Annotated in this window: 20 protein-coding genes and 2 pseudogenes; 5 read left to right on the top strand and 17 right to left on the bottom strand. The window is 73.8% G+C overall.

The annotated features are described in order from the left end of the window. Positions 1-351: 351 nt before the first annotated feature. On the bottom strand, positions 352-1,221 hold the full coding sequence (locus tag ACFVXG_RS32175; protein ID WP_387932541.1) for an IclR family transcriptional regulator: 870 nt from the start codon (positions 1,219-1,221) through the stop codon (positions 352-354). A 327-nt stretch (positions 1,222-1,548) separates the two neighbouring features. Between ACFVXG_RS32175 and ACFVXG_RS32170 the strand changes: the two genes are divergently transcribed. From ACFVXG_RS32170 to ACFVXG_RS32160, 3 genes are read left to right on the top strand one after another with little or no spacing between them, the layout of a single operon-like run. After that, the gene (locus ACFVXG_RS32170; protein ID WP_387932539.1) at positions 1,549-2,871 is read left to right on the top strand and encodes an extracellular solute-binding protein; all 1,323 of its coding nucleotides are present in this window, start codon (positions 1,549-1,551) and stop codon (positions 2,869-2,871) included. Positions 2,872-2,926: 55 nt separating this feature from the next. Next, positions 2,927-3,907, top strand: coding sequence for a carbohydrate ABC transporter permease (locus ACFVXG_RS32165; RefSeq protein ID WP_387932537.1), 981 nt, complete (start codon positions 2,927-2,929; stop codon positions 3,905-3,907). Next, complete coding sequence (locus tag ACFVXG_RS32160; protein ID WP_387932535.1) at positions 3,904-4,764, top strand: carbohydrate ABC transporter permease; 861 nt, start codon at positions 3,904-3,906, stop codon at positions 4,762-4,764. Before ACFVXG_RS32165 ends, ACFVXG_RS32160 begins: the two co-directional genes overlap by 4 nt. A 46-nt stretch (positions 4,765-4,810) precedes the next feature. Here the strand turns inward: ACFVXG_RS32160 and ACFVXG_RS32155 are convergent, their stop codons facing one another. The 3 genes from ACFVXG_RS32155 to ACFVXG_RS32145 form a co-directional block, all read right to left on the bottom strand. Beyond that, positions 4,811-5,416 carry a hypothetical protein gene (locus tag ACFVXG_RS32155; RefSeq protein ID WP_387932533.1) on the bottom strand — a complete coding sequence of 202 codons (606 nt, stop codon included), beginning with the start codon at positions 5,414-5,416 and terminating at the stop codon, positions 4,811-4,813. Between the two features lie 34 nt (positions 5,417-5,450). Then, positions 5,451-6,203: a VOC family protein gene (locus tag ACFVXG_RS32150; RefSeq protein ID WP_387932531.1), complete on the bottom strand. Its 753-nt coding sequence runs from the start codon at positions 6,201-6,203 to the stop codon at positions 5,451-5,453. Positions 6,204-6,280: 77 nt separating this feature from the next. Then, positions 6,281-6,925 carry an alpha-ketoglutarate-dependent dioxygenase AlkB gene (locus ACFVXG_RS32145; protein WP_387932529.1) on the bottom strand — a complete coding sequence of 215 codons (645 nt, stop codon included), beginning with the start codon at positions 6,923-6,925 and terminating at the stop codon, positions 6,281-6,283. Between the two features lie 82 nt (positions 6,926-7,007). On the opposite strand from ACFVXG_RS32145, the gene ACFVXG_RS32140 reads away from it, so the two are divergent. Together ACFVXG_RS32140 and ACFVXG_RS32135 are read left to right on the top strand one after the other, a co-directional pair. Continuing rightward, positions 7,008-7,148 carry a hypothetical protein gene (locus tag ACFVXG_RS32140; RefSeq protein ID WP_387932528.1) on the top strand — a complete coding sequence of 47 codons (141 nt, stop codon included), beginning with the start codon at positions 7,008-7,010 and terminating at the stop codon, positions 7,146-7,148. A gap of 85 nt (positions 7,149-7,233) precedes the next feature. Further along, positions 7,234-7,752 carry a universal stress protein gene (locus tag ACFVXG_RS32135; RefSeq protein ID WP_387932526.1) on the top strand — a complete coding sequence of 173 codons (519 nt, stop codon included), beginning with the start codon at positions 7,234-7,236 and terminating at the stop codon, positions 7,750-7,752. A gap of 32 nt (positions 7,753-7,784) precedes the next feature. Here the strand turns inward: ACFVXG_RS32135 and ACFVXG_RS32130 are convergent, their stop codons facing one another. The 13 genes and pseudogenes from ACFVXG_RS32130 to ACFVXG_RS32070 all read right to left on the bottom strand — a co-directional run bounded on the left by ACFVXG_RS32130 (position 7,785) and on the right by ACFVXG_RS32070 (position 23,410). Continuing rightward, complete coding sequence (locus ACFVXG_RS32130; protein WP_387932525.1) at positions 7,785-9,428, bottom strand: amidohydrolase; 1,644 nt, start codon at positions 9,426-9,428, stop codon at positions 7,785-7,787. After that, a complete protein-coding gene (locus ACFVXG_RS32125) occupies positions 9,425-10,267 on the bottom strand; it encodes a PaaX family transcriptional regulator C-terminal domain-containing protein (protein WP_387932523.1) in 843 nt (280 codons plus the stop codon). The genes ACFVXG_RS32130 and ACFVXG_RS32125 overlap by 4 nt, the downstream gene beginning before the upstream one ends. A gap of 124 nt (positions 10,268-10,391) precedes the next feature. Further along, a complete protein-coding gene (locus ACFVXG_RS32120; protein WP_387932521.1) occupies positions 10,392-11,144 on the bottom strand; it encodes an Asp/Glu racemase in 753 nt (250 codons plus the stop codon). Between the two features lie 23 nt (positions 11,145-11,167). Continuing rightward, the gene (locus tag ACFVXG_RS32115; RefSeq protein ID WP_387932519.1) at positions 11,168-12,079 is read right to left on the bottom strand and encodes a fumarylacetoacetate hydrolase family protein; all 912 of its coding nucleotides are present in this window, start codon (positions 12,077-12,079) and stop codon (positions 11,168-11,170) included. A 15-nt stretch (positions 12,080-12,094) separates the two neighbouring features. After that, on the bottom strand, positions 12,095-13,210 hold the full coding sequence (locus ACFVXG_RS32110; protein ID WP_387932517.1) for a cupin domain-containing protein: 1,116 nt from the start codon (positions 13,208-13,210) through the stop codon (positions 12,095-12,097). A 13-nt stretch (positions 13,211-13,223) separates the two neighbouring features. Beyond that, a complete protein-coding gene (locus ACFVXG_RS32105; protein WP_387932516.1) occupies positions 13,224-14,195 on the bottom strand; it encodes a carbon-nitrogen hydrolase family protein in 972 nt (323 codons plus the stop codon). A 2-nt stretch (positions 14,196-14,197) separates the two neighbouring features. Continuing rightward, positions 14,198-16,600 (bottom strand): FAD-dependent monooxygenase, encoded by a 2,403-nt coding sequence (locus ACFVXG_RS32100; protein WP_387932514.1) that lies wholly within the window; start codon positions 16,598-16,600, stop codon positions 14,198-14,200. After that, a pseudogene (locus ACFVXG_RS32095) lies at positions 16,597-16,941 on the bottom strand (acyl-CoA thioesterase); the annotation flags it as partial. The pseudogene ACFVXG_RS32095 and the gene ACFVXG_RS32100, both read right to left, overlap by 4 nt. Before the next feature lie 126 nt (positions 16,942-17,067). Beyond that, positions 17,068-18,666: pseudogene (locus ACFVXG_RS32090) on the bottom strand (AMP-binding protein); the annotation flags it as partial. Between the two features lie 200 nt (positions 18,667-18,866). Next, positions 18,867-19,994: a hypothetical protein gene (locus ACFVXG_RS32085; protein WP_387932512.1), complete on the bottom strand. Its 1,128-nt coding sequence runs from the start codon at positions 19,992-19,994 to the stop codon at positions 18,867-18,869. A gap of 143 nt (positions 19,995-20,137) precedes the next feature. Then, positions 20,138-21,457: a hypothetical protein gene (locus tag ACFVXG_RS32080; RefSeq protein WP_387932511.1), complete on the bottom strand. Its 1,320-nt coding sequence runs from the start codon at positions 21,455-21,457 to the stop codon at positions 20,138-20,140. A 112-nt stretch (positions 21,458-21,569) separates the two neighbouring features. Continuing rightward, complete coding sequence (locus ACFVXG_RS32075; protein ID WP_387932509.1) at positions 21,570-22,067, bottom strand: GNAT family N-acetyltransferase; 498 nt, start codon at positions 22,065-22,067, stop codon at positions 21,570-21,572. Next, positions 22,064-23,410, bottom strand: coding sequence for a DUF6271 family protein (locus tag ACFVXG_RS32070; protein WP_387932507.1), 1,347 nt, complete (start codon positions 23,408-23,410; stop codon positions 22,064-22,066). The genes ACFVXG_RS32075 and ACFVXG_RS32070 overlap by 4 nt, the downstream gene beginning before the upstream one ends. Positions 23,411-23,544 lie beyond the last annotated feature (134 nt).

The raw sequence follows: 23,544 nt of genomic DNA, 5'->3' as shown, positions 1-23,544 counted from the left end.
GCACGTCCTACTTTCAGTAGGAAGAGTCCGTGCGATCCGGGCCTGGCGCTCCACTGTCGGACGGGGTCCGGTGCCTTCACAGGTGCCGGGCCCCGTCCGCATTTCCGGGCCGCGACCGGGTGGACCGGGGGGATCGGCCGTGGTTCGTCGCACGGTCGTTGAGCTGCTAGTATTCCTTCTGTCGCGAGGGAGTTGATTCCTCGTCAGGCGTCAGCGGTGCTACCAGAGCACGTCCTACTTTCAGTAGGAAGAGTCCGTGCGATCCGGGCCTGGCGCTCCACTGTCGGACGGGGTCCGGTGCCTTCACAGGTGCCGGGCCCCGTCCGCGTTTCCGTTTGCGGGGGCGGGAGTTCAGGACGGCTGGCGGTCGGAGCCCAGTTCGCGGGAGATCCGCAGGCCGGCCTGGGCGACGACCGGGCCGAGGGCGCGGACCCGGGCGGCCGTCATCCGGGAGGTGAGGCCGGAGACGGAGAGGGCCGCCGTCACCTCGCCGGTGTGGTCGAAGATCGGCGCTGCCACGCACCGCACCTCGGGTTCGTTCTCCCGGTCGTCGATCGAGTAGCCCCGGGCGCGGATCCGGGCGAGGTCGGCGCGCAGCCGGGGCTCGTCCGCGATGGTCCATGCGGTGATCGGGCGCAGTCCGGCCGCGACCACCTCGGTGACCGCCTCTTCGGGCAGCCAGGCGAGGATCGCCTTTCCGGTGGCGGTGCAGTAGGCGGGCGCCCGGCTGCCGACCCGGGAGGCCATCCGGACGTTGGTCTCGTCCTCGACCTTGTCCAGGTAGACGATGCCGGGCGCCTGCCAGACGGTCAGGTGGACGGTCTCGCCGGCCTCGCGCTGGAGCCGTCGCAGGTGTTCGGCGGCGACGCTGCGCAGGTCGAGGGTGGTCAGGTAGGCCTGGCCGAGCCGGAGCGAGCCGTGGCCGAGGCGGAACCAGCCGGTCTCGCGGTCCCGTTCGAGCAGGTGCTCGTCGAGCAGCGGGCCGGCCAGCCGGAGCACGGTGCTCTTGTTGAGGCCCAGCGCGTCCGCGAGTTGGGCGAGCGGGACGCCGCGCCCGTGACCGTGGTCCCGGACGTGGCCGAGGACGGCGAGCGCGCGGCGCAGCGAGGAGGACTGGTTGCGTTCGGTCGTCGGCTTCGACCCGGGTGCTGGAGCCGCCGCAGGCTCCGCTGGGGCCGACTCCGCTGGTGAGCTGGGCTTCTTGGGCGACGTCTCCGTCATGGGTCCGTTCCCTGGTCAGGTTCCGCTGGTGTTCCCCCGCACGTCGGCGGCGGTTGTCAGAAACTACCCCTTCGGGCCCGGATCATCGCATCCTCGATACAACGTTGTGCAGTGCAAAACTTCGTGAACGGCCTCTTGTTGGGGCCGATCGCCCGCGCCTAACGTCCCTGCCATCGAGCAGGCGGCGTCGCCCACCCGAGGCGCTGCGCCCTGCCGTCCACCCCACCACTCACCCACCATCGGCCCCGGTCAGGGCCTGCTTCGACGCGCCCGTCCCCGGCGGAGCACGTCTCGGCGGCAGCCTGTCGGGAGGGGAGGTCTCCACCCATGCGACTCATGCCGCGACCCACCGGTCGGGCCGCCGCGGCCGTCGTGCTCGCCGCCGGCTGCCTCGCCGCCACCGCCTGCGCGCCGGGCACCGCCGTGCCGGCCGGCGGCCAGGCCGCCGACGACCGCACCGGCACCCTCCAGGTGTGGCTGTACAACGAGGCGGGCAACGCGGCCAAGGAGGCCGTGGTGGCCAAGGCCGTCGACGAGTTCCAGGCCTCCCACCAAGGCGTCACGGTCAAGGTCGGCTACATCGACACCGACGCCTCCGCCCGCGCCGCCAAGATGAAGGGCGCCTTCAACGACCCCAACAGCGCCCCCGACCTGGTCGAGTTCGGCAACACCGACCTGCCCGGCTACGTCGCCGCCGGCGGACTGGCCGAGATCGGCGCCGAGTTGGACAAGTGGCAGGCCAAGGGGGACCTCGACCCGGCGATCGCGAAGACCGCGGTGGTCGACGGCAGGACCTACGGACTGCCGTGGTGGGTGGGCGTGCGCGCCCTCTACTACCGCACCGACCTGTTCACCGAGGCCGGGCTCAACCCGCCCGCCTCGTACGCCGAACTGGTCGAGGCCGGCCGGAGGATCCACGCCGCGCACCCGGACACCTACGGCATCGCGGTCGGCGGCAAGTACACCTACGGCGCGCTGCCGTTCGTCTGGGACGCGGGCGGTGACCTCGCCGCCGCGAACGGCTCCTCCTTCAAGGCCGCCATCGACTCGCCCGCCGCGCAGGCCGGGATCAAGCGCTACACCGACCTGTTCGGCCCGGACGGCTGCCCCGCCCAGCAGTGCGCGGACCTGACCGGCGGCAAGACCGTCGACCTGTTCGCGGCCGGCAAGTCGGCGATGGCGATCCTGGTCAACTCCAACCGCAGCAAGGTGGACGCGGGCGCGGTCAAGGGCAAGTACGGCGTGGTGCCGCTGCCCGGGGAGAAGGCCGGCTCGATCGCCCCCGCCTTCGCGGGCGGCAACAACCTCGGGGTGATGAAGGCGGCCAAGCACCGCACGCTGGCGGTGGAGTTCGCCGAGCTGCTGGCGAGCCCGTCGTACCAGGAGCAGATGTACGACGCGATGGGCAACCTGCCGACGCTCAAGTCCGTCAGCGGCAAGGTCGGGGCGAAGGACGCCTTCCTGAAGCCGTTCACCGACACCATCGCGGCCGGCACCCGCTTCGTGCCGCTCGACCAGGCGTGGGCGCAGATCGACGCCCAGGCGGTGATCCCGACCATGCTGCAGCAGGTCGTCACCGGCAAGGCGGACGTGGCGAAGGCCTCCGCCGACGCCGCGGCGCAGATCAACTCGGCCTTCGCCGCGCACTGACCCTCGCGCATTGACGCAGCGCACCGACCCGCCGAGCAGAGAGCAGGTCCCGCACGTGTCCGCATCCACCACGACCGCCCCGTCGGCGCCGGCCTCCCCGCCGCGGCGCCGTGGCGGCAGGGCGCCGGCCGCACCCCCGGGCGGCCGGCGCCGACGGCCCCCGCTGCTGCTGCTCCTGCCGGCCGCGGTCATCCTGATCCCGCTGGTGGCCTACCCGATCTACCAGCTCGGCCTGTTGTCCGTGCTGGACTTCGGGCAGGCCCAGGCCTCCGGCGGCGCCCCGACCTCCTTCGTCGGCCTCGGCAACTACGCCAGGATCCTGGAGGACGGCCAGTTCTGGACGGTGCTGGCGCAGACGGTCGGCTTCGCCGCCTTCTGCGTGGTCGCCACCCTGGCCGTCGGCGCGACCCTCGCGGTGCTGCTGACCAGGGTCGGCCGCTGGCCGCGGCTGGCGCTGACCACGGCGGCGATGGCCGCCTGGGCGGCGCCCGCGATGACCGGTTCGACGGTGTGGAGCTTCCTGTTCGACACCAACCTCGGGCTGGTCAACCACACCCTGGTGCGGCTCGGGCTGAGCGGCTTCCACGAGTTCAACTGGTTCTACGACAAGTGGACGGCGTTCCTGATCGTCGGCGCGGTGGTGGTGTGGCACTCCTACCCGTTCGTGATGGTCACCCTCTACGCGGGCATCCGCGCCATCCCGGAGGAGGTCATGGAGGCCGCCGCCCTGGACGGAGCCGGCACCTGGACCACCTTCCGCCGGATCACCGCGCCGATGCTGCGGCCGATCCTGACCATCGTGGTGATCCAGTCGGTGATCTGGGACTTCAAAGTTTTTACTCAGATCTACGTGATGACCGAGGGCGGCGGCATCGCCGGCCAGAACCTGGTGCTCAACGTGTACGCGTACCAGAAGGCCTTCGCCTCCTCGCAGTACGGGCTGGGCGCGGCGATCGGCGTGATCATGCTGCTGGTGCTGGTGGTCCCGACGGTCCTGTACATCCGCACCCTGCGACGGACGGGGAACGAGCTGTGAACACCCTGCGGAACCCCCGCGGTCGGTGGCGGCTGGCCGCCAACACCGGCGCGGTGCTGCTGGCGGTGGTCACCGCCTTCCCGATCTTCTGGATGGTGCTCTCGGCCTTCAAGCCCAAGGGCGAGGTGCAGGCGCTGGATCCGAGGCCCTGGACCGCCCACCCGACGCTGGAGAGCTTCCGTCAGGTGCTCAGCGTGGACGGCTTCGGCCGGTACTTCGTCAACAGCCTGGTGGTCGCGCTGTCGGTGGTGGTGCTGTCGGGGGTGGTGGTGTTCCTGGCGGCCGTGGCGGTGACCCGGTTCAGGTTCCGGTTCCGCACCACGATCATGGTGATGTTCCTGATCGCCCAGATGATCCCGGTCGAGGCGCTGACCATCCCGCTGTTCTTCATGTTCCGCGACGCCGGCCGGTTCGCGCCGGGCCTCGGGCTGAACACCCTGGCCTCACTGGTGCTGGTGCAGTTGGCGTTCTCGCTGCCGTTCGGGATCTGGATGATGCGCGGCTTCGTCGCGGCCGTGCCGGTCTCGATCGAGGAGGCCGCGCAGATCGACGGGGCGAGCCGGACCCGCATCCTGTGGCGGATCCTGCTGCCGCTGGTGGCCCCGGGGCTCGCCGCGACCAGCGTGTTCTCCTTCATCGCGGCGTGGAACGACTTCGTCTTCGCCAAGACCTTCATCATCAGCGCCACCCAGAACCAGACGCTGCCCTCCGCGCTGCTGGTGTTCTTCAAGCCGGACGAGAACGACTGGGGCGGGATCATGGCGGCGTCCACGCTGATGACGGTGCCGGTGCTGGTGTTCTTCATCGCGGTGCAGCGCAAGCTGGTGTCCGGGCTGGCGGGCGCGGTCAAGGACTGACGCCCGTCAGCCCGGGATCCCGACCGGGAGTCCGAGGCCCCCGGATTCAGGAGACGAAGCCGATGACCCCGTACTCCTCGAACTCCCGTGCCGTGCGCAGCCATTCGGCGACCTCCTCGACGGCCGCGGCCACCGCGCGGTCCAGTTCCGGGGCGAGGCCCGCGCGCTCGGCCTGCTCGAACTGGCGCAGCGCCTCCCGGCACTGCTCGGCCGACCACTCGCCGCAGGACATCTCGGGGCCGTAGGGCAGGCCGGCCGGGAAGCCGCTGCCGTAGAAGAAGTCCGAGACCGAGACGGCGGTGACGCCGTACGCGCGCAGGCCCTCGTCGACCTCGTCCAGCCACAGGCCGCGGAAGGGGCCGAAGGAACGGTTGTTCAGGGACATCGCGTCCGTCCCGCACAGCCGCCGGTACGCGTAGCGGTACTGGAAGGCGTGCTCCTCCTGGTAGGGCCCGCCGTACACCACCGCGCGCAGCGCCTCGCGGGCGGTGGGGGCGCCGTCCGCGATCTGGTCGGCGAACTCCCGGTCGGCGCGGTCCAGACTCGCGTCGAAGTACCCGAGGACGTCCTGGAGTACGGCCTCGCTGGCGCAGCCGGCCAGGGTGTGCTTGTTCTCGACGTGGGTCAGATAGGCGGTCAGGAAGGAACTCATGTGATCACCGTAGCGGCCGTGACGGACAGTCGACTCAGGCGGCTGCCGCCGACGGCCCGGGCGGGACGGCGATCAGGACGAACTGCGCGCCGGCGTCGTCCCGGACGAGGGCCGAGCGGCCGAAGGGCGTCGGTCCGGGGCCGCGGCGGACGGTGCCGCCGAGGGCGCGCACGGCGGTGGTGGCGTGGTCGGTGTCGGCCGTCCCGAAGTGGGTGACCCAGCCGGGAGCGCCCCCGGGCGGGTCGGTGGGGCCGATGCCGCAGGCGGGGAGGCCGGCGACCCGGGCGAGGGTGTGGCCCGCCTCGGGGCGGTCGTAGCCGTAGCCGAGGACCAGGCGGTAGAAGGCGCGGGCGGCGTCCGGGTCGGGGGAGCGGTGCTCGTTCCAGGTGAGGGCGCCGGGCTCGTCGACCAGGCCGGCGCCGTCGACTGCGTCGCCCTGCCAGAGGCCGAAGGTCACGCCGAGCGGGTCGACGGCGAGCGCGGCCCAGCCCTGGTCGGGGACTTCGTACGGCTCGCGGGCGATCCGGCCGCCGGCGGCCCGGACGGCGGCGGCCGTGCGGGCCAGGTCGCGGCAGGCGAGGCAGGTGGTCCAGGCGGCGGGCCGCGGGGCGGCGTCGAGCGCGGCGACCTGTGCGCCGCGGAGGGTGGCGACCGCCTCGGCGGGGCCGGTCGGGACGAACTCCCAGCCGAACAGCGCACCGTAGAAGCGCCGGGCCCGGGGGAGGTCCGGGGTGGTCAGGACGGACCAGCACGGGACGCCCTCGTGGTACCTGCCCGCCTTCGGCATGCCGACCTCCTCGCCCGGGGTGCCGGGCCCCACCCGTTCAGCCTCCGCGCCCGGCCGGGGGGCGGCAAACGGACCGTTCAGGCGACCCCGCGCGGGCGGAACTGGATGCTGATCCGCGGGCCGACCGGGCGGGCGGTCTTCGGGACGGCGTGCTCCCAGGTGCGCTGGCAGGAGCCGCCCATCACCACCAGGTCCCCGTGGCCGAGCGGCCGGCGGACGACCGCGGCGCCGCCCGTGCGCGGCCGCAGGGCGAGGACGCGCGGCTCGCCCACGGACAGGATCGCCACCATGGTGTCCTCGCGGGCGCCGCGCCCGATCCGGTCGCCGTGCCAGGCCACGCTGTCCCGGCCGTCCCGGTAGTAGCAGAGCCCGAGGGTGCGGAAGGGCTCGCCCAGCTCCGGCGCGTAGTGCCGGCTCAGCGCCGTCCGGGCCGCGCCGAGGACGGGGTGCGGCGGTTCGTCGTCGGCGGCGTAGGAGGCGAGCAGCCGGGGGACGTCGACCGTGCGCTCGTACATCTCGCGCTGTTCGGCCCGCCAGGGGACGGCCGCGGCCAGCTGTTCGAACAGCCGGTCGGCCCCGCGCAGCCAGCCGGGCAGCACGTCCAGCCAGGCGCCGTCGCCGAGGGGCAGGCGCTGGACGCCGTCGAGCGGGCCGAGCCGGATGTCGGCGGCTTCGTCGAGTTCTTCGAACAGCGAGGGCTGGAGGTGGACGGTGCCGGGCATGGGTCCAGCCTACGCCGTGAATCGAACAGGTGCGCGAATATAAGCATCGGGGTGGGGGTCGGGTACGCCTTGGCCTGCCGGTATGGCGATCAACGGGTTCGGGGTTACCGAGTTCCAGCTCTTCCTGCTGCGCCGGACGGCCGATTTCACCTGGGGGCCGCTCCAGGAGGTCCGGCCCGACGGGGCGCCCCAGGCGGCCCTGATGCAAGGCGATATTCAGTGAATGCCTTTGATTTGTAGGCCATGGTGGGAATGTGGCAGCATAATCCCAGTCACTGAAGAGGCTTGAGATCGGAAAGCGAAGGATCATGTCGGACGGCGCCCGCGTCATCGTCGGAGTCAGCGGCTCCCTGCACAGCCTGACCGCCCTGCACCGGGCGGCGGAGGAGGCCCGGGCCCGGCAGGCCGTCCTGGTCCCGGTGCTGGCCTGGGCCCCGGTCGGCGGCGAGCGCAACTACCGCGCCCGGCCCTGCCCGCCGCTGCTCCGCGCCTGGCAGGATGCCGCCGAGGCCCGACTGGAGAGCGCGCTCGGACAGGCCTTCGGCGGCCTGCCGATCGGCCTGTCGGTGCAGCCGCTGGTGATGCGCGGCGAGGCCGGCCCGGTGCTGACCGAACTGGCCGACCGGCCCGGCGACCTGCTGGTGATCAGCGCCGGGCGGCACGGCTCGGCGCGTGGACGACTCCGCCGGCTGCTGCGCGGCTCGGTCGCCCGCTACTGCCTCGACCACGCCCGCGGCGGCGTGCTCGTCGTCCCGCCGTCCACCCTGCACGAGGACCTGCGCGCCCTGCACCGCGGCATCGACCTGCGGGAGCTCATCGCGGCCTGACGGGCCATCAACTTCCGTGCACGGTCAGGCCGTCATCCTCCGTGCACGGTACAGCCGTCGACCACCGTCCGGAGCGGCAGCAGGCCGCGCAGCGCCGCCTCCGGGCAGTCCAGCGGGTCGACCGGCCACAGCGTCAGGTCGGCGAACGCCCCCGGCCGCAGGCTGCCGCGCTCGGCGCTCTCGCCGGTCAGCCGGGCCGCGTTCACGGTGTGCAGGGCGATCGCCTCGGCCCGCCCGATCGCGTGCTCGGGGCCGACCACCCCGGCCGTGGTGCCGCGGGTCGTCATGCCCCACACCGACACCATCGCGCCGTACGGGCCGACCGGGAAGTCCGATCCGGCCGACAGCTGGGCTCCCTCGTCCAGCCACTCGCGCAGCGGGAACAGCGCGGCGGTGCGCTCCTCGCCCCAGGCGCGCTGCTGGGTGAGCGCGCCGTCGTGCAGCAGCGGGTGCTGCACCGTCACCGGGATGCCCAGCGCGACCGCCCGGGCCCGCTGGTCGGCCCGGGCCAGTCCGCCGTGCTCGACCACCAGTGTGCCCGGCGGCAGGCCCGGGTGGCGCTTCACCACCTGCTCGAAGACGTCCAGCAGCACCCGCAGCCCGCGGTCGCCCCAGGCGTGCACGCCCACCCGCCAGCCCCGCCCGACCACCCGCTCCACCGCGGCGAGCAGCTGCTCCGGCTCCCAGAGCAGCCGCCCGTGGTAGCAGGGCTGCCCCTGGTACGGCTGCTCCAGGGCGCCCGCCTCGAAGCCGCCGTCGATGCCGAACTTGACGCCCCACAGCCGCAGTCGGTCGTCGTCCCGGCCGTCCGCGCGCCAGCCGTCCATCCGGTCCAGCAGCGCGTCGACCTGTTCGGGGGTGCGCGCCGCGAAGCCGGAGACCAGCGCCCGGACCCGGACGGCGAGCGCGCCCTCGGCGCGGGCCGCGTCCAGCACGTCGAGGTCCTCGACCGGGACCAGGCAGTCGCGCACGGTCCCGATCCCGGTGGCCGCGTAGTCGGCGGAGGCCGCGCGCAGGCCCTCGATCCGCTCGGCGGGGGTCGGCCGCGGCAGCACCCGCTCGACGGGTTCGATCGCCCGGTTGATCAGCCGGCCGGTCAGCCGCCCCCGCTCGTCGCGCTCGATCACCCCGCCGTCCGGCGCCTCGGTGGACTCGTCGATCCCGGCCAGCCGCAGCGCCGCCGAGTTGAGCACCATGTTGTACGCGCCGCGGCGCACCAGCACCGGGTGGTCGGCGGTGGCGGCGTCCAACTCCTCGGTGGTCGGCATCCGCTGCTCGGCGAGCAGCACCTCCTGCCAGTTGACCGTGGTGACGATCCACTGCCCGGCGGGGGTGCGGGCGGCGCGCTCGCGGATCAGCTCCAGGAACCCGGCGAGGTCCCGGGCCCGGTGGACCGGGACGCCGTGGACGCTGTGCCCGGCCAGGATCAGATGGGTGTGGGTGTCGTCGAAGGCGGGCAGCACGGTCGCCGTCGGGGCGTCCACCACCTCGGTGCCCGGCCCGACCAGGGCGTCCAGGCCGTCCGGTTCGGGGGCGAGGGCGGTGATCCGGCCGCCGGTGACGGCGATCGCCCGCTGCGGCGGCTCGCCCGGTACGAGGGTGTGCACGGCGGCGGCCCGGATCAGCAGGTCGGCCGGGGCGGGGGTGGGGACCGGGGTCGGGTCCGGGGTGGTCATGGCAGCTCCTGGGGGTGGGACAGACCGGTGACCTTCTCGACGTACCGCAGGCTCGGTTCGGCGAGCCGACCGTGCAGCTCGGTGAACACGGCGCGGGCCGGGACGGCGTTCCAGTCGGCGGGCAGCAGCGGCGCGGGCAGCCCCGGGTCCAGGTACGGCAGCCGGCGCCACTGGGTGAGCATCGGCACGTACGCCCGGAAGGCCTCGACCGGGTCGATCCGCGCCGAGCCGCGCGAGCGCTCGGCGACCGGGCGCCAGGCGTCGGTGAAGGCGGCGTACTGCGCCTCGACCGCCGGGAGGTCCCACCAACTGGCCACTGCCGTACGGAGATCGGCGAAGCCGGCGTACTCGGCGGAGAGGAAGAGGTGGACGTAGGCGCTCAGGCCGAGGCGCTCCAGCAGTCGGCGGGCGTCCGGCAGCAGCCGGGCGGGCGCCAGCCAGACGCCGGGGGCGGCGTTGCCGAAGCCGAGCCAGCTCAGCCGCGAGCGCAGCTGGTGGCGGTGGGCGCGTTCGGACTCGGGCACCGAGAAGACCGCCACCACCCAGCCGTCGGCGAGTTCGGCGGGCTCCAGGCTGTGGAAGATCCGGCGGTCGCCCTCGTCGAACACCGGGTCCATCGCGGGGGCCAGCCGGTAGCCGGTGGCCGAGCGGCGCTCCTGGAGCAGGGTGCCGGCCTTCTTCAGCCGGGAGATGGCCGAGCGGACGGCCGGGCCGTCGACGTCCAGCTCGGCCATCAGCGCGATCAGGTCGGCGATCGATATCCAGCCGCCGAGGCGGCGGACGAACTCGCCGTAGATGGTGTTGATCAGGGAACTGGGCCGGGTCGTGCTCTCCGGCATGCGTGGGCCCTCCTCCCCGACGGCTGGTGATGATCATAGCGACGGCACTACTGGCGGGCGTGGGTCAGGCGGGGTTCGGGTCGGGGTCGGGTCGGGCCCGGGTCAGGCATGGGGAAGGCTCCGGTCACGCGTAGGCGCCGGAGAGCAGGTGCCCGGCGCCGGGGGCGACGGCGGGCAGGCCGAGGGCGCGCAGCAGCTGGTGGGTGGTGCAGATCGCGGCCGAGACGACCGGTTTGCCGAGCTGCTGCTCGGCCTCCGCGACGGCGGACAGCGAGGGCATCTGCACGCAGGCGGAGAGCACCACCGCGTCCGCGTCGGCGTGCGCCAGACCGCCGGCGATCCCGGGCAGCCGGGCCGGGTCGTGGGCGGCGACGTCCAGGTTGTCGGCGATCTCCAGGGCGGCGTGGTCGAGCACCTCGATGCCCTCCCGGCCGAGGTAGTCGACCACCGTCGCGGCCAGCGGACGCAGGTACGGGGTGACCATCGCGACCTTCTTCGCGCCGAGCGTGTGCAGGCCCTCGACCAGGGCGCCGGCGCTGGTCACCACCGGCGCGGGCGCGCCGTTCTCGACGGTGCGGCGGTGCAGCCGCCGCTCGGCCTCGCGGTGGTAGCCGGGGCCGGTGGCCATCACCGCGACCAGGCAGGCGTAGCCGATCACGTCGACCCGGGCGTCCGAGAGCTCGACGGCGCAGCGGTCGGACTCGCCGTCCATGGCGCGCAGTTGCTCGGGGGTGACCCTGGTCATCCGCATCCGGCTGGAGTGGAAGGTGAACCGTTCGGGGGCGACCGCCTTGCGGGCCCGCAGCAGGGCGGGGACTTCGGTCTCCATGGTGACGTTGGAGCTGGGGACGATCTGGCCGATCCGGTACGTGGTCATCTGGGTCGGACTCCTATCAGCGCTCAGCGGGCGTCGATCACCGGGTTGGCGAGGGTGCCGATCCGCTCGATGGTGGCCTCGACCAGGTCCCCGGGCTGCAGGAACTGCGGCGGGACCATCCCGGCGCCCACCCCGGACGGGGAGCCGGTGGCGATGACGTCGCCGGGCTCCAGGGTCATGCCGGCGGAGATGTCGGCGATCAGCCGGGCGATGCCGAACAGCATGTGGCGGGTGTTGGAGTCCTGCCGCAGTTCGCCGTTGACCCGCAGCGAGAGGTCGAGCCGCTGCGGGTCGGGGATCTCGTCCGCGGTGACCACGACCGGGCCGAACGGCGCGTAGCTGTCCTGGCCCTTGGAGAAGAACCACTGCCCGCTGCGGCGCTGGTCGCGGGCGCTGATGTCGTTGACGATGCTGTAGCCGAACACGTGCCGCAGGGCGTCCGCCTCGCTCACCCGGAAGGCGGGCGCGCCGATCACCACGGCGAGTTCGCACTCCCAGTCGAGCTGCTTGGTGAGGTCGGCGTTGTGCAGGATCGGCTGGCCGGGGCCGGTGACGGCGGTGGCGGGCTTGCCGAACAGCACCGGGCGGTCCGGGAGTTCGCGCTCGGTGTCCAGGGTGCGGTGCGACTCGGCCACGTGCTCCACGTAGTTGAGGCCGACGCCGACGATCTTCCCCGGGCGCAGCGGGGCGCACAGCGAGACCTCGGCTAGCGGCCGGGTCTCCGGCGCCCCGGCGGTCAGCCGGCGGTCAGCGGTCAGGGCGCGGGCGGTGGCCAGGGCCGGTTCCCCGGCCCGGATCAACCCCAGCAGGTCGGGCGGGAGTTCGGCCCCGGCCGCGGTGGCGAGGGCGGTCAGGTCGGCGACCCGGTCGGTGCCGGTGCGGGCGCCGAGGCGGGGGGTGGGGTCGCCGTCGGCGCGGTAGGTCAGCAGCTGCATCGGGGTGGGCTCCTGTTACGGGGTGGTGGGCTGGTGCCGGTCCGGGTGGGCCTCCTCGCGGTAGAGGCCGAGCGAGTGCATCACCGGGAAGTCGTTGAAGGAGAACAGGCAGGCGTCCTCGCCCTGGTCGAGGTTCGCGTGCTCGTGCCAGGCCCAGGCCGGGACCACGAAGATGTCGCCCTGCTGCCACTCGAAGCGCCGCCCGGCGATCACCGAGACGCCCCGGCCCTTGGCGGCGGTGTAGACCACCGAGCCGGTGTGCCGGTGGGCGTGCGTCGCCTGGCCGGGGCGGAGCAGTTGGAGGTGGGCGCTCATGGTGGGCATCACCGAGCCGCCGGTGACCGGGTTGGTGTACTCCATGATCACGCCGTCGTACGGGGATCCCTCGGTGGCGCGGGCGAGTTGGCACAGCGCGTGGTAGCTGGGCTCCCACGGCCAGCCGAGCAGTGGCGAGTACGGGCGGGTCCACTTCTCGACGCCGTACGGCAGCAGGTTGCCGCCGTAGCTGAGCAGCGAGGAGTTCGGGACCGGGCCGGGCCGCTGGTAGAGCTCCGGGTGGACTTCGTAGAAGTTGGCGTCGAGGGTGTTGACCAGCGGGATGTCCAGGCCGTCCTGCCAGATCACCGGGTTGTCCTCGGCCTCGTTGCCGTGCTCGTGCCAGGTGCTGTTGGGGGTGATCGCGAAGTCGCGCGGGCCGACCCGGAGCTTCTGCCCGTCCACGATCGTCCAGGCGCCGGCGCCCTCGTGGACGAAGCGCAGGGCGGAGGCCTGGTGGCGGTGGGCGGTCATCGCCTCGCCGGGGCCCATGATCTGCAGGCCGGTGTACAACAGGCCGACGGCGGCGCTGAGTTCGCGGCGCCCGGGGTTGACCAGCATCACCACCCGGCGGCCCGCGTCGTCGGCCTTCACCAGCGGGAGGGCCTTGCGGACCAGCGGGCGCAGGTCGGCGTAGCGCCAGAGCACCGGGACGGACTTCGGCTGGGGGTACCAGGGTTCGATCTCGTTCGCCACCGTCCACAGGGCGCCGGCCTCGTGCTTGGCCAACTCCTCGTAGTAGGCGAGCAGTTCGGGGCTGTCGTTGACCCGGGCCCGGCCGATCCGGTCGTCGTCGTAGCTGCCTTCGGTGCTCATGACTCCTCCTCGGTCAGGCTTCTTCGTCGGTCAGCCTCAGCGGCCGCAGCGGGCGGTCGTCCACGTGCAGCCGGAAGACGTCGAAGCGGTTGTAGTGGCCGACGATGTCGTGCATCTGCTTGGGCTGGATGCACCGGCCGAGGTCGATCTCGGCGTAGACGATGCCCTCCTCGTCCACCAGCGGTTCGGTGACCGGTCGGCCGTCCGGCCCGAAGATCCCGGACAACGCGTTGCGCGGGCGGGCGAGTTGCTTGCGCACCTGCTGGTCGTCGCCGGCGATCAGGTCGATGATCTCGGGTGAGACGGTCGAGCAGGACACCACGGTGAACAGCTTGCCCTCGAAGCAGTGGGCGGCGGCGCGCAGCGCGATCGCCTCCGCCATGTCGTAGTCCTCGGGGGCCACCGGCAGGGCGATGTAGCTCGCGGCGTGGACGAGTTCGCCCTGGGCCAGCAGGGTGAAGCGGGCCAGGGTGTTGGTGTTCTCCCCGCAGGCCAGCGCGCCGAGCGGGCCGACGGCGGTGCGGTGCACCTTCAGTGAGCTGCCGTCGCCCTGGGTCCAGGTCAGCTTCTCGGCCCAGGTCGGCACCAACTTGCGGTGCACGCCCAGGAGTTCGCCGTCGGAGCCGATGATCAGCAGGGTGTTGTAGAGCACCCCGAGGCTGTGCCGGCCGCGTTCGTTGACGCCGATCACCAGCACCACCCCGGCCTGCCGGGCCGCCGCGCGCAGGGTGTCCACGTACGGGCCGGGGACGTCCACGGCGGCGCGGTACAGCCGCTCGTACCAGGGCGAGCCCTGGACCGGGGTCATCGTCCAGTTCCAGTACGGGTAGCCGGGGACGAAGACCTCGGGGAAGACCACCAGTTCGGCGCCGCGCCCGGCCGCCTCCTGGATCAGGGCGACGGCCTTGTCCACGGTGGCGGCCGGGTCCAGGTAGACCGGGGCGGCCTGGACGGCGGCGGCGGTGAAGCGGGGCAGGTCCGGCATCGTCACTCCTTCGGCGGGGCGGTCGGGCGCCAGCGGCGGTGGACGGGCGGGGCGGCCTCGCGCAGCAGGTGCAGGCGCGGGGCGACCTTGTCGGCGCCCGGGCCGGGCGGCTTGCGGCGCCCGGCCAGCCAGGGCGCGGGCCAGGGGGCGCCGGGGCCGGTGTAGTCCTGGTCGGCGGCGGCGTGCAGGGTCCAGAAGGGGTCGTGCAGCTGGGCCCGGCCGATCGCGACCAGGTCGGCGCGGCCCGCCAGCAGTACGGAGTTGGCGTCGTCGTGGCCGGAGATCGCGCCGACCGCGATGGTCGGCAGGCCGGTGGCGGTGCGGACCAACTCGGCGAAGGGCGTCTGGTAGCCGCGCCCGTACGGCGGCCGCTGGTGCGCCACCACCTCGCCGGTGGAGACGTCCACCGCGTCCGCCCCGGCCTCGCCCAGCGCGCGGCAGATCGCCACCGCCTCGGCCTCGGTGGTGCCGCCGGGCGCCCAGTCGGCGGCCGAGATCCGGACCAGCAGCGGCCGCCCGGCGGGCCAGACGGCGCGTACGGCGGACAGCACCTCGACCGGCAGCCGCAGCCGGTGGGCGAGCGGGCCGCCGTAGCGGTCGGTGCGGCGGTTGGTGAGCGGGGAGAGGAAGCCGGAGAGCAGGTGCCCGTGGCCGAACTGGAGCTCCAGCACGTCGAACCCGGCCCGGGCGGCGCGTTCGGCGGAGGCCGCGAAGTCGGCGGTGACGGCCGCCAGTTGGACGTCATTCGCCTCGTGCGGGACGGGGCTGCCGGTGTCCCAGGGCAGCGGCGAGGGGGCGAGCAGCGGCCAGCCGTCGGCGAGCGGGCGGCCGATGCCGTCCGGTCCGGGGGCGGTCGTCGCGGCCCGGCGGCCGGCGTGGGTGAGCTGGATGCCGACCGGGGTGTCGCTCACCGCGCCGACGGCGCGCCGGAGTTCGGCCCAGGCGCCCTCCTGGCGGTCGGTCCACAGCCCGGGGCAGCGGTCGGTGGTCCGGCCCTCGGGGCTGACCGCCGTCATCCCGGCGATCACCAGGGCGGCGCCGCCGAGCGCGTGGGCGGTCAGTTGGGCCCGGTCGAAGGCGCTGGGCAGTGCGTCGGGGGAGGTGAAGGTCGCCAGTGGGGGTACCACGATCCGGTTGCGCAGCTCCAACGTGCCCAGTTTCAGCGGGCGGAACATCGGCGGCACCCCGGGCGAGCCGCCGACGGCGGTGTCCACGGCGGCGGTGAACTCCGGGTCGCGGGCGCGCAGATTGCCGTAGGTGACCCGGCGGCTGCGGGTGAGCAGGTTGAAGGCGAACCGGTCGGCGTCCTGCCCGGTGCGGCGCCCCACCGTCTCGAACCACTCCAGGCTGGCCTGCGCGGCGCGCTGGGTGGACTCCACCACCGGTCGCCGCTCCGCCTCGTAGGCGGCCAACGCGCCCTCCAGGGTGGGCTGTTCGCTCAGCGCGGCGGCCAGGGCGAGGGCGTCCTCCAGGGCCAGCTTGGTGCCCGAGCCGATCGAGAAGTGCGCGGAGTGCGCGGCGTCGCCGAGCAGCACGGTGTTGCGGTGGCGCCAACCGGCGTTGCGCACGGTGGTGAAGCGGATCCAGCGGGAGGCGTTGGGGATCAGCCGGTGGCCGTCCAGGTGCCCGGCGAGCAGCTCCGCGCAGCGCTCCACGCTCGCCAGGTCGCTCTCGCCGCGCGCGAACTCCCGTGCGGCCAGGGCCTCGAAGCCCGCACGGCGCCAGGCGTCGGCGGCGACCTCGACGATGAAGGTCGAGCGGGTGGCGCTGTACGGGTAGGCGTGCACCTGGAGGGTGCCGAAGTCGAACTCCTCGACGATGAAGGTGAAGGCCTCGAAGACCTTGTCGGTGGCGAGCCAGATGTAGCGGCAGTGCCGCTCGTCCAGCTCGGTGCGGAAGGCCTCGGGGTGGGCCGCCCGGGTGCCGGAGTGGATGCCGTCGGCGGCCACCACCAGGTCGTACTCGGCGGCGAGCCGGTCGGCCGGCGGGGCGGGCGTGCGGTAGCGCACGTCCACCGCCAGCTCGGCGCAGCGCTCTTGCAGGACGGCGCGCAGCCGGTTGCGGTCCAGGGCGGCGAAACCGTGCCCGCCGCTGGTGCGGACCTGGCCGGCGTAGCGGATGTCGATGTCGCTCCAGCGGGCGAACTCGGCGCTGATCGCGGCGAAGACCCGCGGGTCGGCGTCGGCGATGCCGTCCAGGGTCTCGTCGGAGAAGACCACGCCGAAGCCGAACTCGTCCTCCCGGCCGTCGCGTTCGAACACGGTGATCTCGCGCCCGGGGTCCAACTGCTTGGCCAGGGCGGCGAAGTAGAGCCCGCCGGGGCCGGCGCCGATCACCGCGATGCGGTGGGCTCCGGCCGTCGGCTGCCGCGGCCCAGTGGCCTGCTGCTTTGGCCCGGCCGTCACGCGACCACCTCCGGCTGTTGCGGACCGGCCTCGGTGAGCGCCCGGCGGACCGGGGCGGGCCAGGGTTCGGAACCCTTGACCCGCGGCGCGGCGTGCACCACCGACATCCGACCGCTGGCGGCCAGCCCCTGCGGGCCGTGCACCTCGAAGGCGTAGTGCAGCGAGGAGCCGCCGACCCGGACCACCCGCAGCTCGGTGCGGACCACGTCCCCGAACCAGAGCCGCTCCCGGTAGTCGGCCTCGAAGTGCACCCGGGGGATCCGCCCGAACAGTTCGGCCAGCCCGAGCCGGCGCAGCAGCGCCGCCTCCGCGGCTTCGGCCCAGCGCTGCACGGCGGAGAAGTGGTAGTGCCCGGCGGCGTCGGTGTCCGACCACTCGACCCGGCGTTCGATGGTGATCGCGGCGGGTGCCGGGTCCTGGGGTGAGTCCTGTGGTGCGGTGTTCTGCGGGGTCACGGCGGCCCTTCTGCGCAGCTCGGCGCGGAGCAGCTTGCCGGTCGCGGTGCGCGGCAGCTCGGGGACGAACTCGACGGCGCGCGGGTACTTGTACGGCGCGATGGTGCGTTTGACGTGCTCCTGGAGCTCCTTGACCGTCTCCGGGCCGGCCGAGGTGCCCTCGCGCAGCACCACGTACGCCTTGACGACCGTGCCGCGCCGCTCGTCCGGCGCGGCCACCACGGCGCAGTCGGCGACCGCCGGGTGGGCGGCGAGCGCCTGTTCCACCTCGGGGCCGGCGATGTTGTACCCGGCCGAGACGATCATGTCGTCGTTGCGGGCCTGGTACCAGAAGTAGCCGTCGCGGTCGCGGAGGTAGGTGTCGCCGGTGAGGTTCCAGCCGTCGCGGACGTACTCGCGCTGGCGCTCGTCGTCCAGGTAGCGGCAGCCGGTCGGGCCCTTGACCGCGAGGAGTCCGGGCTCGCCGTCCGGCACCGGGTTGCCCTGCCGGTCCAGGACCGCCGCCCGGTAGCCGGGGACGGGGCGACCGGTGGAGCCGGGCCGGATGGCCTCGTCGGCGGCCGAGATGAACACGTGCAGCAGCTCGGTGGCGCCGATGCCGTCGATCAGCCGCCGTCCGGTGGCGGCGTGGAAGGCCTCCCAGACGGCGGCGGGCAGCGGCTCGCCGGCCGACACGCAGCGCCGTACGCCCGCCAGCCGGTCGGCCAGTCCGGCGGCCAGGATCGCCCGGTAGGCGGTGGGCGCGGTGAACAGCACGCTCACGCCGTGGCGGGCGACCTGCTCGGCGAGTTGTTCGGGGGTGGCCTGCTCCAGCAGCAGGCTGGCGGCGCCGACCCGCAGCGGGAACACCAGCAGGCCGCCGAGGCCGAAGGTGAAGCCGAGCGGCGGGGTGCCGGTGAAGAGGTCGTCGGGGGTCGGGCGGAGCACGTGGCGGGAGAAGGTGTCGGCGTTGGCCAGCACGTCCCGGTGGAAGTGCAGGGTTGCCTTGGGGCGGCCGGTGGTGCCGGAGGTGAAGGCGATGAGCGCGACGTCGTCGGCGGCGGTCGGTACGGCGGTGAAGCCGGGACGCTGGGCGGCGCTGCGGGCGGTGAGGTCCTCGGGGCCGGGGCCGCCGAAGGAGAGGATCCGCAGGCCGGGGGTGTCGGCGAGGTCGAGCTCGGTGCGGAAGCGGTGGTCGCACAGGGCGAGGGTGGGGCGGGCGATCCGGGTCAGTTCGGTCAGCTCGGCCGCGCGGAGCAGCGGCATGGTGGTGACCACCACGCCGCCGGCCTTCAGTACCCCGAGCCAACAGGCGGCCAGCCAGGGGGTGTTGGGGCCGCGCAGCAGGACGCGGTTGCCGGTGACCAGGCCCAGTTCCTCGGTGAGCAGGCGGGCTGTCCGGTCGGCGTGGTCGCGCAGTTCGCCGTAGCTCCACCGGCTGGTGGGGGTGAGGAGGCAGCGGCGGTCGGGTCCGAGGCGGTCGATGGTGTCGTCGAGCAGGGCGGCCGCGCAGTTCAGGCGGTCGGGGTAGGCCAACTCCGGTAGTTCGAAGAGGAGTTCTGGCCACTGGTCGAAGGGCGGGAGATGGTCTCGGCAGAACGTGTCCACATGCGCCGAGGGGGAGAGCTCCATGGGCGGGCACCTCGTCGTGCGAGCGGGAGTGAAGCCAGTATGGCGCGCTCGTGACGCCAGTCAAGAGAGCGATACACGCATTCGGGCGACGGGGGGCGTGAGGTGCGGGGATGCACAGGAGAAGCCCCGCGGGCCGGAGGGGCCTGCGGGGCTGGTGGGGCCTGTGGAGTCTGTGGGGGAGGGTTCCGGGGGCCGGGGGTTCAGCCCGCGGTGGCGTGGAAGGCGGCGTCCGGGGTCCGGCCGTCCTCGGCCTGCCGGGCGCGCTCGGCGAGCAGCCGGGCGAACGGGGTCAGGCCGGGCAGTGCGACCGCGGCGCCCGGGCCCGCGTAGCGCACGGACAGCAGCGTCGAGTCGACCCGGACCACCGTCTCCGCCGTCGAGTCGCCCCGGGTGCGGGCGGCGCTCTGGTCGCCGACCGGCGGGACGGCCGCCGGGGTCGCGTCGCCCCGGGCGTCGAGCAGGTCGAGCCGGGCGCCGAAGGCCCGCCCGGCCGCCTCGGCGGAGGCGAAGGTGACCACGGTGAACTGCACGGACGGCAGCGGGGCGGCGCTGAACGTCACGGTCGCGTAGGCGAGTTGCTGGTCGCAGGCGTCCGGGAGCAGGCAGGGCACGTCCGGCCCGCTGCCCGTCCCGGAGCGCGGCGCGCCCTCCACCCGCCAGCCGCCCGGCATCGCGGCCGCGTCCGGCAGCACGCCCTGCGCGCGTGCGGGGTCGCGGATGGTCCGGGCGGCGTGGGCGAAGTCGGGCCCGGTGGGGTTCAGCAGCGGGCGCGAGCCGAGGTGGATCCCGAGCGCGACCAGCGCGGCGATCAGGACCAGGGCGAGGGTGACGAGGACGGCGGTGTTGCTGCGCCGGGCGGCCAGGGTCCGGGCGCCGGCGGTGGCCGGGCCGACCCGCAGCTGGACGGTGGACGGGCCGCCGACGGGGGCGTCCGGGTCGACCCGCAGGTGGACGGTGGTCGGGTCCGAACCCGGGCCGGTCCGCAGCTGGACGGTGCTCGGGCCCGCCCCCGGGCCCGCCTTTGGGCCCGTCCGCAGCTGGACGGTGGTCGGATCGGTCGGTCCGCCGAGCTCGGTGGTGGTCAGGTACTGCGCGAACCCCGGATCGGTGGCGAGCAGTCGGGTGACGGCCGCGGCCAGCTCGGCCCGCGCCCCCGGGTCGTCCGGACCGGCCTCGATCGCCGTGACCGCCCGCGCCCCCTCGGGCATCAGCCGCAGCCGGGCCCGTACCACCTCGGCCACCGCCTGCCCCGGGCCGCCGGGCGTGCCCCTGGCCAGCCGTACCAGCGCCCCCACCACGCCCGGTACCAGTTCCCGGCCGTCCCCCATGGCAGCTCCCCCCGCCGTACGAGTCGTTGCCCCCTACGATCCCGGACCGCCGGTCGCTCCACACCCCCATCCGGTTGAACGGAGACGCAACTGCAACCGCTCCCGGACGTGGCGGGCACCCGGGGGCCCACCGGTCCCGTCCGTCACGCAGAGGCCAGCTCCGCCATCACCGCCACCGGCAGGGCGGGGTTGGCGGCCGCTGCCCAGGTGGTGCGGGGGTCCGGGGAGGCCAGGCAGGTGGCCAGGGCGGCGGGGGAGGCGTTCGGGTGGGCGGCGAGGGTGCGCAGGGCCTTGACGGGGAGGGAGGGGGTGGCGGCGATGCGGTCGAGCAGCTCGCGGGGAGCATCCGGGTTCGAGGCCACCGCAGGGGCCACCGATGTCCCGAACCGGTCCAGTGCGGCCGTGAGTTGGGCGGCGGTGACTCCGGGGTGCGGGGCCACCGCCTTGACCACGTTCGCGTTCGGGTCGGCCATCAGCCGGTCGCGCAGAGTCGCGGGCAGGTCGCGGCGCGCGGCGGCGAGCTTGCGGACCCGGGGTTCCGGCGAGCCCGCGAGTTCGGCGAGTTCGGCGGGGTCGGCGGTGGCGATCCGGGGGAGCAGGGCGGGTCCGACCCGGACGGTGGTCGCGAGCCGGGTGAGCAGGCCGAGCGGAATGCGCGGGTGGTGGGCGAGCGAACGCCGTACGTCGTACCCGTCGTCCTCGGCCAGGCGGAGCATCAGTGCGGCGTCGATCCCAGGGTTCTCGGCCAGGTTGGACCGGACCCAGGGGACCTCGTCCGCGGCGAGCCGGTGGTACGTCTCGGCGGGCAGCCCGGGGTGGAGGGCGAGCGCCTGGCGGATCATCATGTGGTCGGCCACCAGGCGGGCGGCCGCAACCCCCGGGGTGGTCGGATTGGCCGCCGCCTGTTCGCGGACCATCACCTCGGGATCGTCCAGCAGGGCGGTCAGCAGCTCCGCGGGCGCGGCCTCGTTCGCCGCGGCCCAGCGCCGAACCTTCGGCACGGGGTGGGCGGCCAGGCGCGCCAGCAGGTCCGGCAGTGTCGTGTTGATGGCCAGTTCGGCCACCACGTCGGTGTCCTCGTCGACGGCGAGGAGCTCGGCGGCCTCCTCCGGCAGGCCGTCGTAGGAGGCGAGCCGCTGCCGGAGGTACGCGTCCGGGGCCCGGGCCAAGAGTGGTATCCAGGCCGGTTCCCCGCGGCCCTGCTCCAGCAGCGTGAGCGCCGCGTGCGGGAGGGCGAGCGGATCGACGTCCCCGGCGTGCAGCAGGCCGCTGCCGGCGAGCCGTCGCGCGGCGTCCTCGGACCGTTCGGCCAGCAGCCGTACCTGCCCCGGGTCGAGGTCCGTCCGCTCCGCCAGTGCGTACGCCAACTCCTCGTTGCTGTCGCCGAGTCGGGCGAACAGCCGCCCGAGCAGCTCGGGTGGCAGGGCGGGGTTGCCGGCGACGACGTACAGGAGTGATGGCATCCGCGCATTCTGCCCGCCGCCCGGCCGGGCCCGCCGCCGATTTTCGTGCGGGCCCGACCGGCTGCCGCCGTCCGGCCGTCCGGGCGTGGGGGCGTCCGGGCGTCGCCCCGGGTCAGCGCACGGGTGCCGACATGTAGACGGCCCGCCGCCCGTAGCACTCCGGCACCGCGACCTCCCGGTGCGCCCGGTAGCCGAGCAGCCGCAGCAGGATGTCCGCGCCGCGCACCGCGACCATCGAGATCCGTTCGAAGCCAGACTCCTCGGCCCGCTCCCGGAAGTGCCGCATGAACCCCAGGGCGACCTCCCGGCCGCGCAGTTCCTCGGCGATCACGAGGTCGTGCACGTGCAGGTTGGCCGAGGCGTACGCCGTCTCCTCCGGCCGGGTGAGGTCCGGGCAGCGCAGCGGCGGGTACGGCAGGCTGAGCAGGTAGCCGCGGACGACGCCCTGTTGCTCCAGCACGTAGCAGGTGTCCGGTGAGCTGCGGGCCCGGGACTGCAGCGCCTCCCGGCCCTCGGACAGGCCGTCGGCGGCGTAGGCGTCGTGTTCGAGGGCGACCACGGCGTCCCAGTCCCCGTCGGCCAGCCGCCGGATCCGGAGGTCCTCGCTCACCGGGTCGCCCCCTCCGCACCGGCGTCCGGGCCTTCCGGGCCGGTGTCCAGCCCCTGGGCGCGGGCGGCGGCCACCAGCGGCGCCCAGGCCTCCACCAGCACCGCCCAGCGCTCGGCGTCCTGGCGGGCCTCGTCCAGGAGCTGCCCGCGCCGCGCGGCGACCACGTCCGCGAGGTCGGCGTACTTGCCGCCCAGCTTGCGGTAGGAGCGGTCCAGGACGTCCAGGCAGTGCTCGTTCCCGGAGCGGTCCCAGTCGACGCTGCCGCGCACCAGGTCGAGGATCGGCTCGACCTTCAGTCCGTGCCGCTCGTCCAGCAGTCCGCGGCCGAGGTCGATCATGCCGCCGTAGACCGGGTACAGGTACAGCATCGAGAGCAGGAACTTGACGAACCGCAGCTGGTAGTTGATGAAGCCGGCGCCGGTGCGGCGTTCGGGCGTGTAGTAGTTGACGATGTGGCGGTTGTGGACGACGCCGGGCATTCGGGAGTGGACCATGGCGTGCAGCAGGGCGTAGTCGCTGCCGATGGTCTCGATCGAGGGCAGCAGCGGCAGCACCTCGTAGGCCCGGTGGTCCAGGGCGATGTTGCACATGTAGACGTCCCAGATGTCGGGCACGCCGAGGACGGACTCGTCGGTGCGGAACGGCTCGGAGCCGGCGCCCTTGAAGGAGACGTCCACCATCGCGTCCCGGTCCTCCTCCGACCACACCGGCGGGGTCCACAGCCGGACGATGTCGCGGTAGACGGCCGGGTTCAGCTCGTGGATCTCGCTGATGTCCACGTTGAGTTCGCCGATGAAGGAGCCGCTGACCAGCATCACCGGCTTGTCGGCGTCGGCCGGGTCGAGCTCGGAGCGGGACACGCCGGCCACCGCCTCGCCGGCCGGTCGGCCGATCGAGAGCAGCTCGTGGTGGATCGGGAAGACCTTCCGGCCGTCCACGACCTGGAAGTCGGCGTCGTCGTTGCGCAGGTGCGCCGAGGTGCAGCCCAGGGCGGCCGCGCCGAGGAAGAGCCGGTTGACGCAGGAGCCGTACGCGACGGCCGGCGGGAGCATCAGGTCGAGCAGCAGTCCGGGGTCTCCGGCGCCGGAGCGCTCGGCCACCCGGCGCAGGAACTCCCGCTGCCGCTCCTCGCCCAGGTGGTGGACGACCACGCCGGGGGTCGGCGCCAGCGCGGCCACGGCGCCCGCGTTCTCCGCGAACGCTTCGGCGCCGGTGGTGTCGAGGATCAGGAGGTGCACCTCGACCCCGAAGTTCGCGACGGCGTAGGCCGCCTCCTCGGCGAGTTCCGCGATGGTCTCGGGGCAGGAACGCATGGTGGGCAGGGCGAGGCAGACTCTCTGCATGGCGGCGGCTCTCCGTCGGTTCGTCGGAATCGTTGCGGCAATGGCGATGTGAGGGCTGTGAGCGCACCACCGTGGACTAGACCACTTCCCAAGTCAACGATTGACAGGGCGGTCGCGGCGAGGTGGAATGCGCC

It is taken from the genome of Kitasatospora sp. NPDC058162 (assembly GCF_042884005.1).
GTDB lineage: Bacteria > Actinomycetota > Actinomycetes > Streptomycetales > Streptomycetaceae > Kitasatospora.
The sequence above is the reverse complement of the archived record's forward strand: the minus strand, read 5'-3'. Positions and strand labels throughout refer to the sequence as shown.

Excerpts from the sequence above, each read along its gene's own strand:
- ACFVXG_RS32125 (WP_387932523.1), bottom strand. The coding sequence starts at position 10,267 with ATGCCGGAGAGCACGACCCGGCCCAGTTCCCTGATCAACACCATCTAC.
- ACFVXG_RS32145 (WP_387932529.1), bottom strand. The coding sequence starts at position 6,925 with ATGCCCGGCACCGTCCACCTCCAGCCCTCGCTGTTCGAAGAACTCGAC.
- ACFVXG_RS32170 (WP_387932539.1), top strand. The coding sequence starts at position 1,549 with ATGCGACTCATGCCGCGACCCACCGGTCGGGCCGCCGCGGCCGTCGTG.
- ACFVXG_RS32115 (WP_387932519.1), bottom strand. The coding sequence starts at position 12,079 with ATGCAGCTGCTGACCTACCGCGCCGACGGCGACCCCACCCCCCGCCTC.
- ACFVXG_RS32140 (WP_387932528.1), top strand. The coding sequence starts at position 7,008 with ATGGCGATCAACGGGTTCGGGGTTACCGAGTTCCAGCTCTTCCTGCTG.
- ACFVXG_RS32085 (WP_387932512.1), bottom strand. The coding sequence starts at position 19,994 with ATGGGGGACGGCCGGGAACTGGTACCGGGCGTGGTGGGGGCGCTGGTA.
- ACFVXG_RS32105 (WP_387932516.1), bottom strand. The coding sequence starts at position 14,195 with ATGCCGGACCTGCCCCGCTTCACCGCCGCCGCCGTCCAGGCCGCCCCG.
- ACFVXG_RS32155 (WP_387932533.1), bottom strand. The coding sequence starts at position 5,416 with ATGAGTTCCTTCCTGACCGCCTATCTGACCCACGTCGAGAACAAGCAC.
- ACFVXG_RS32080 (WP_387932511.1), bottom strand. The coding sequence starts at position 21,457 with ATGCCATCACTCCTGTACGTCGTCGCCGGCAACCCCGCCCTGCCACCC.
- ACFVXG_RS32150 (WP_387932531.1), bottom strand. The coding sequence starts at position 6,203 with ATGCCGAAGGCGGGCAGGTACCACGAGGGCGTCCCGTGCTGGTCCGTC.
- ACFVXG_RS32110 (WP_387932517.1), bottom strand. The coding sequence starts at position 13,210 with ATGAGCACCGAAGGCAGCTACGACGACGACCGGATCGGCCGGGCCCGG.
- ACFVXG_RS32175 (WP_387932541.1), bottom strand. The coding sequence starts at position 1,221 with ATGACGGAGACGTCGCCCAAGAAGCCCAGCTCACCAGCGGAGTCGGCC.
- ACFVXG_RS32135 (WP_387932526.1), top strand. The coding sequence starts at position 7,234 with ATGTCGGACGGCGCCCGCGTCATCGTCGGAGTCAGCGGCTCCCTGCAC.
- ACFVXG_RS32070 (WP_387932507.1), bottom strand. The coding sequence starts at position 23,410 with ATGCAGAGAGTCTGCCTCGCCCTGCCCACCATGCGTTCCTGCCCCGAG.
- ACFVXG_RS32120 (WP_387932521.1), bottom strand. The coding sequence starts at position 11,144 with ATGACCACGTACCGGATCGGCCAGATCGTCCCCAGCTCCAACGTCACC.
- ACFVXG_RS32130 (WP_387932525.1), bottom strand. The coding sequence starts at position 9,428 with ATGACCACCCCGGACCCGACCCCGGTCCCCACCCCCGCCCCGGCCGAC.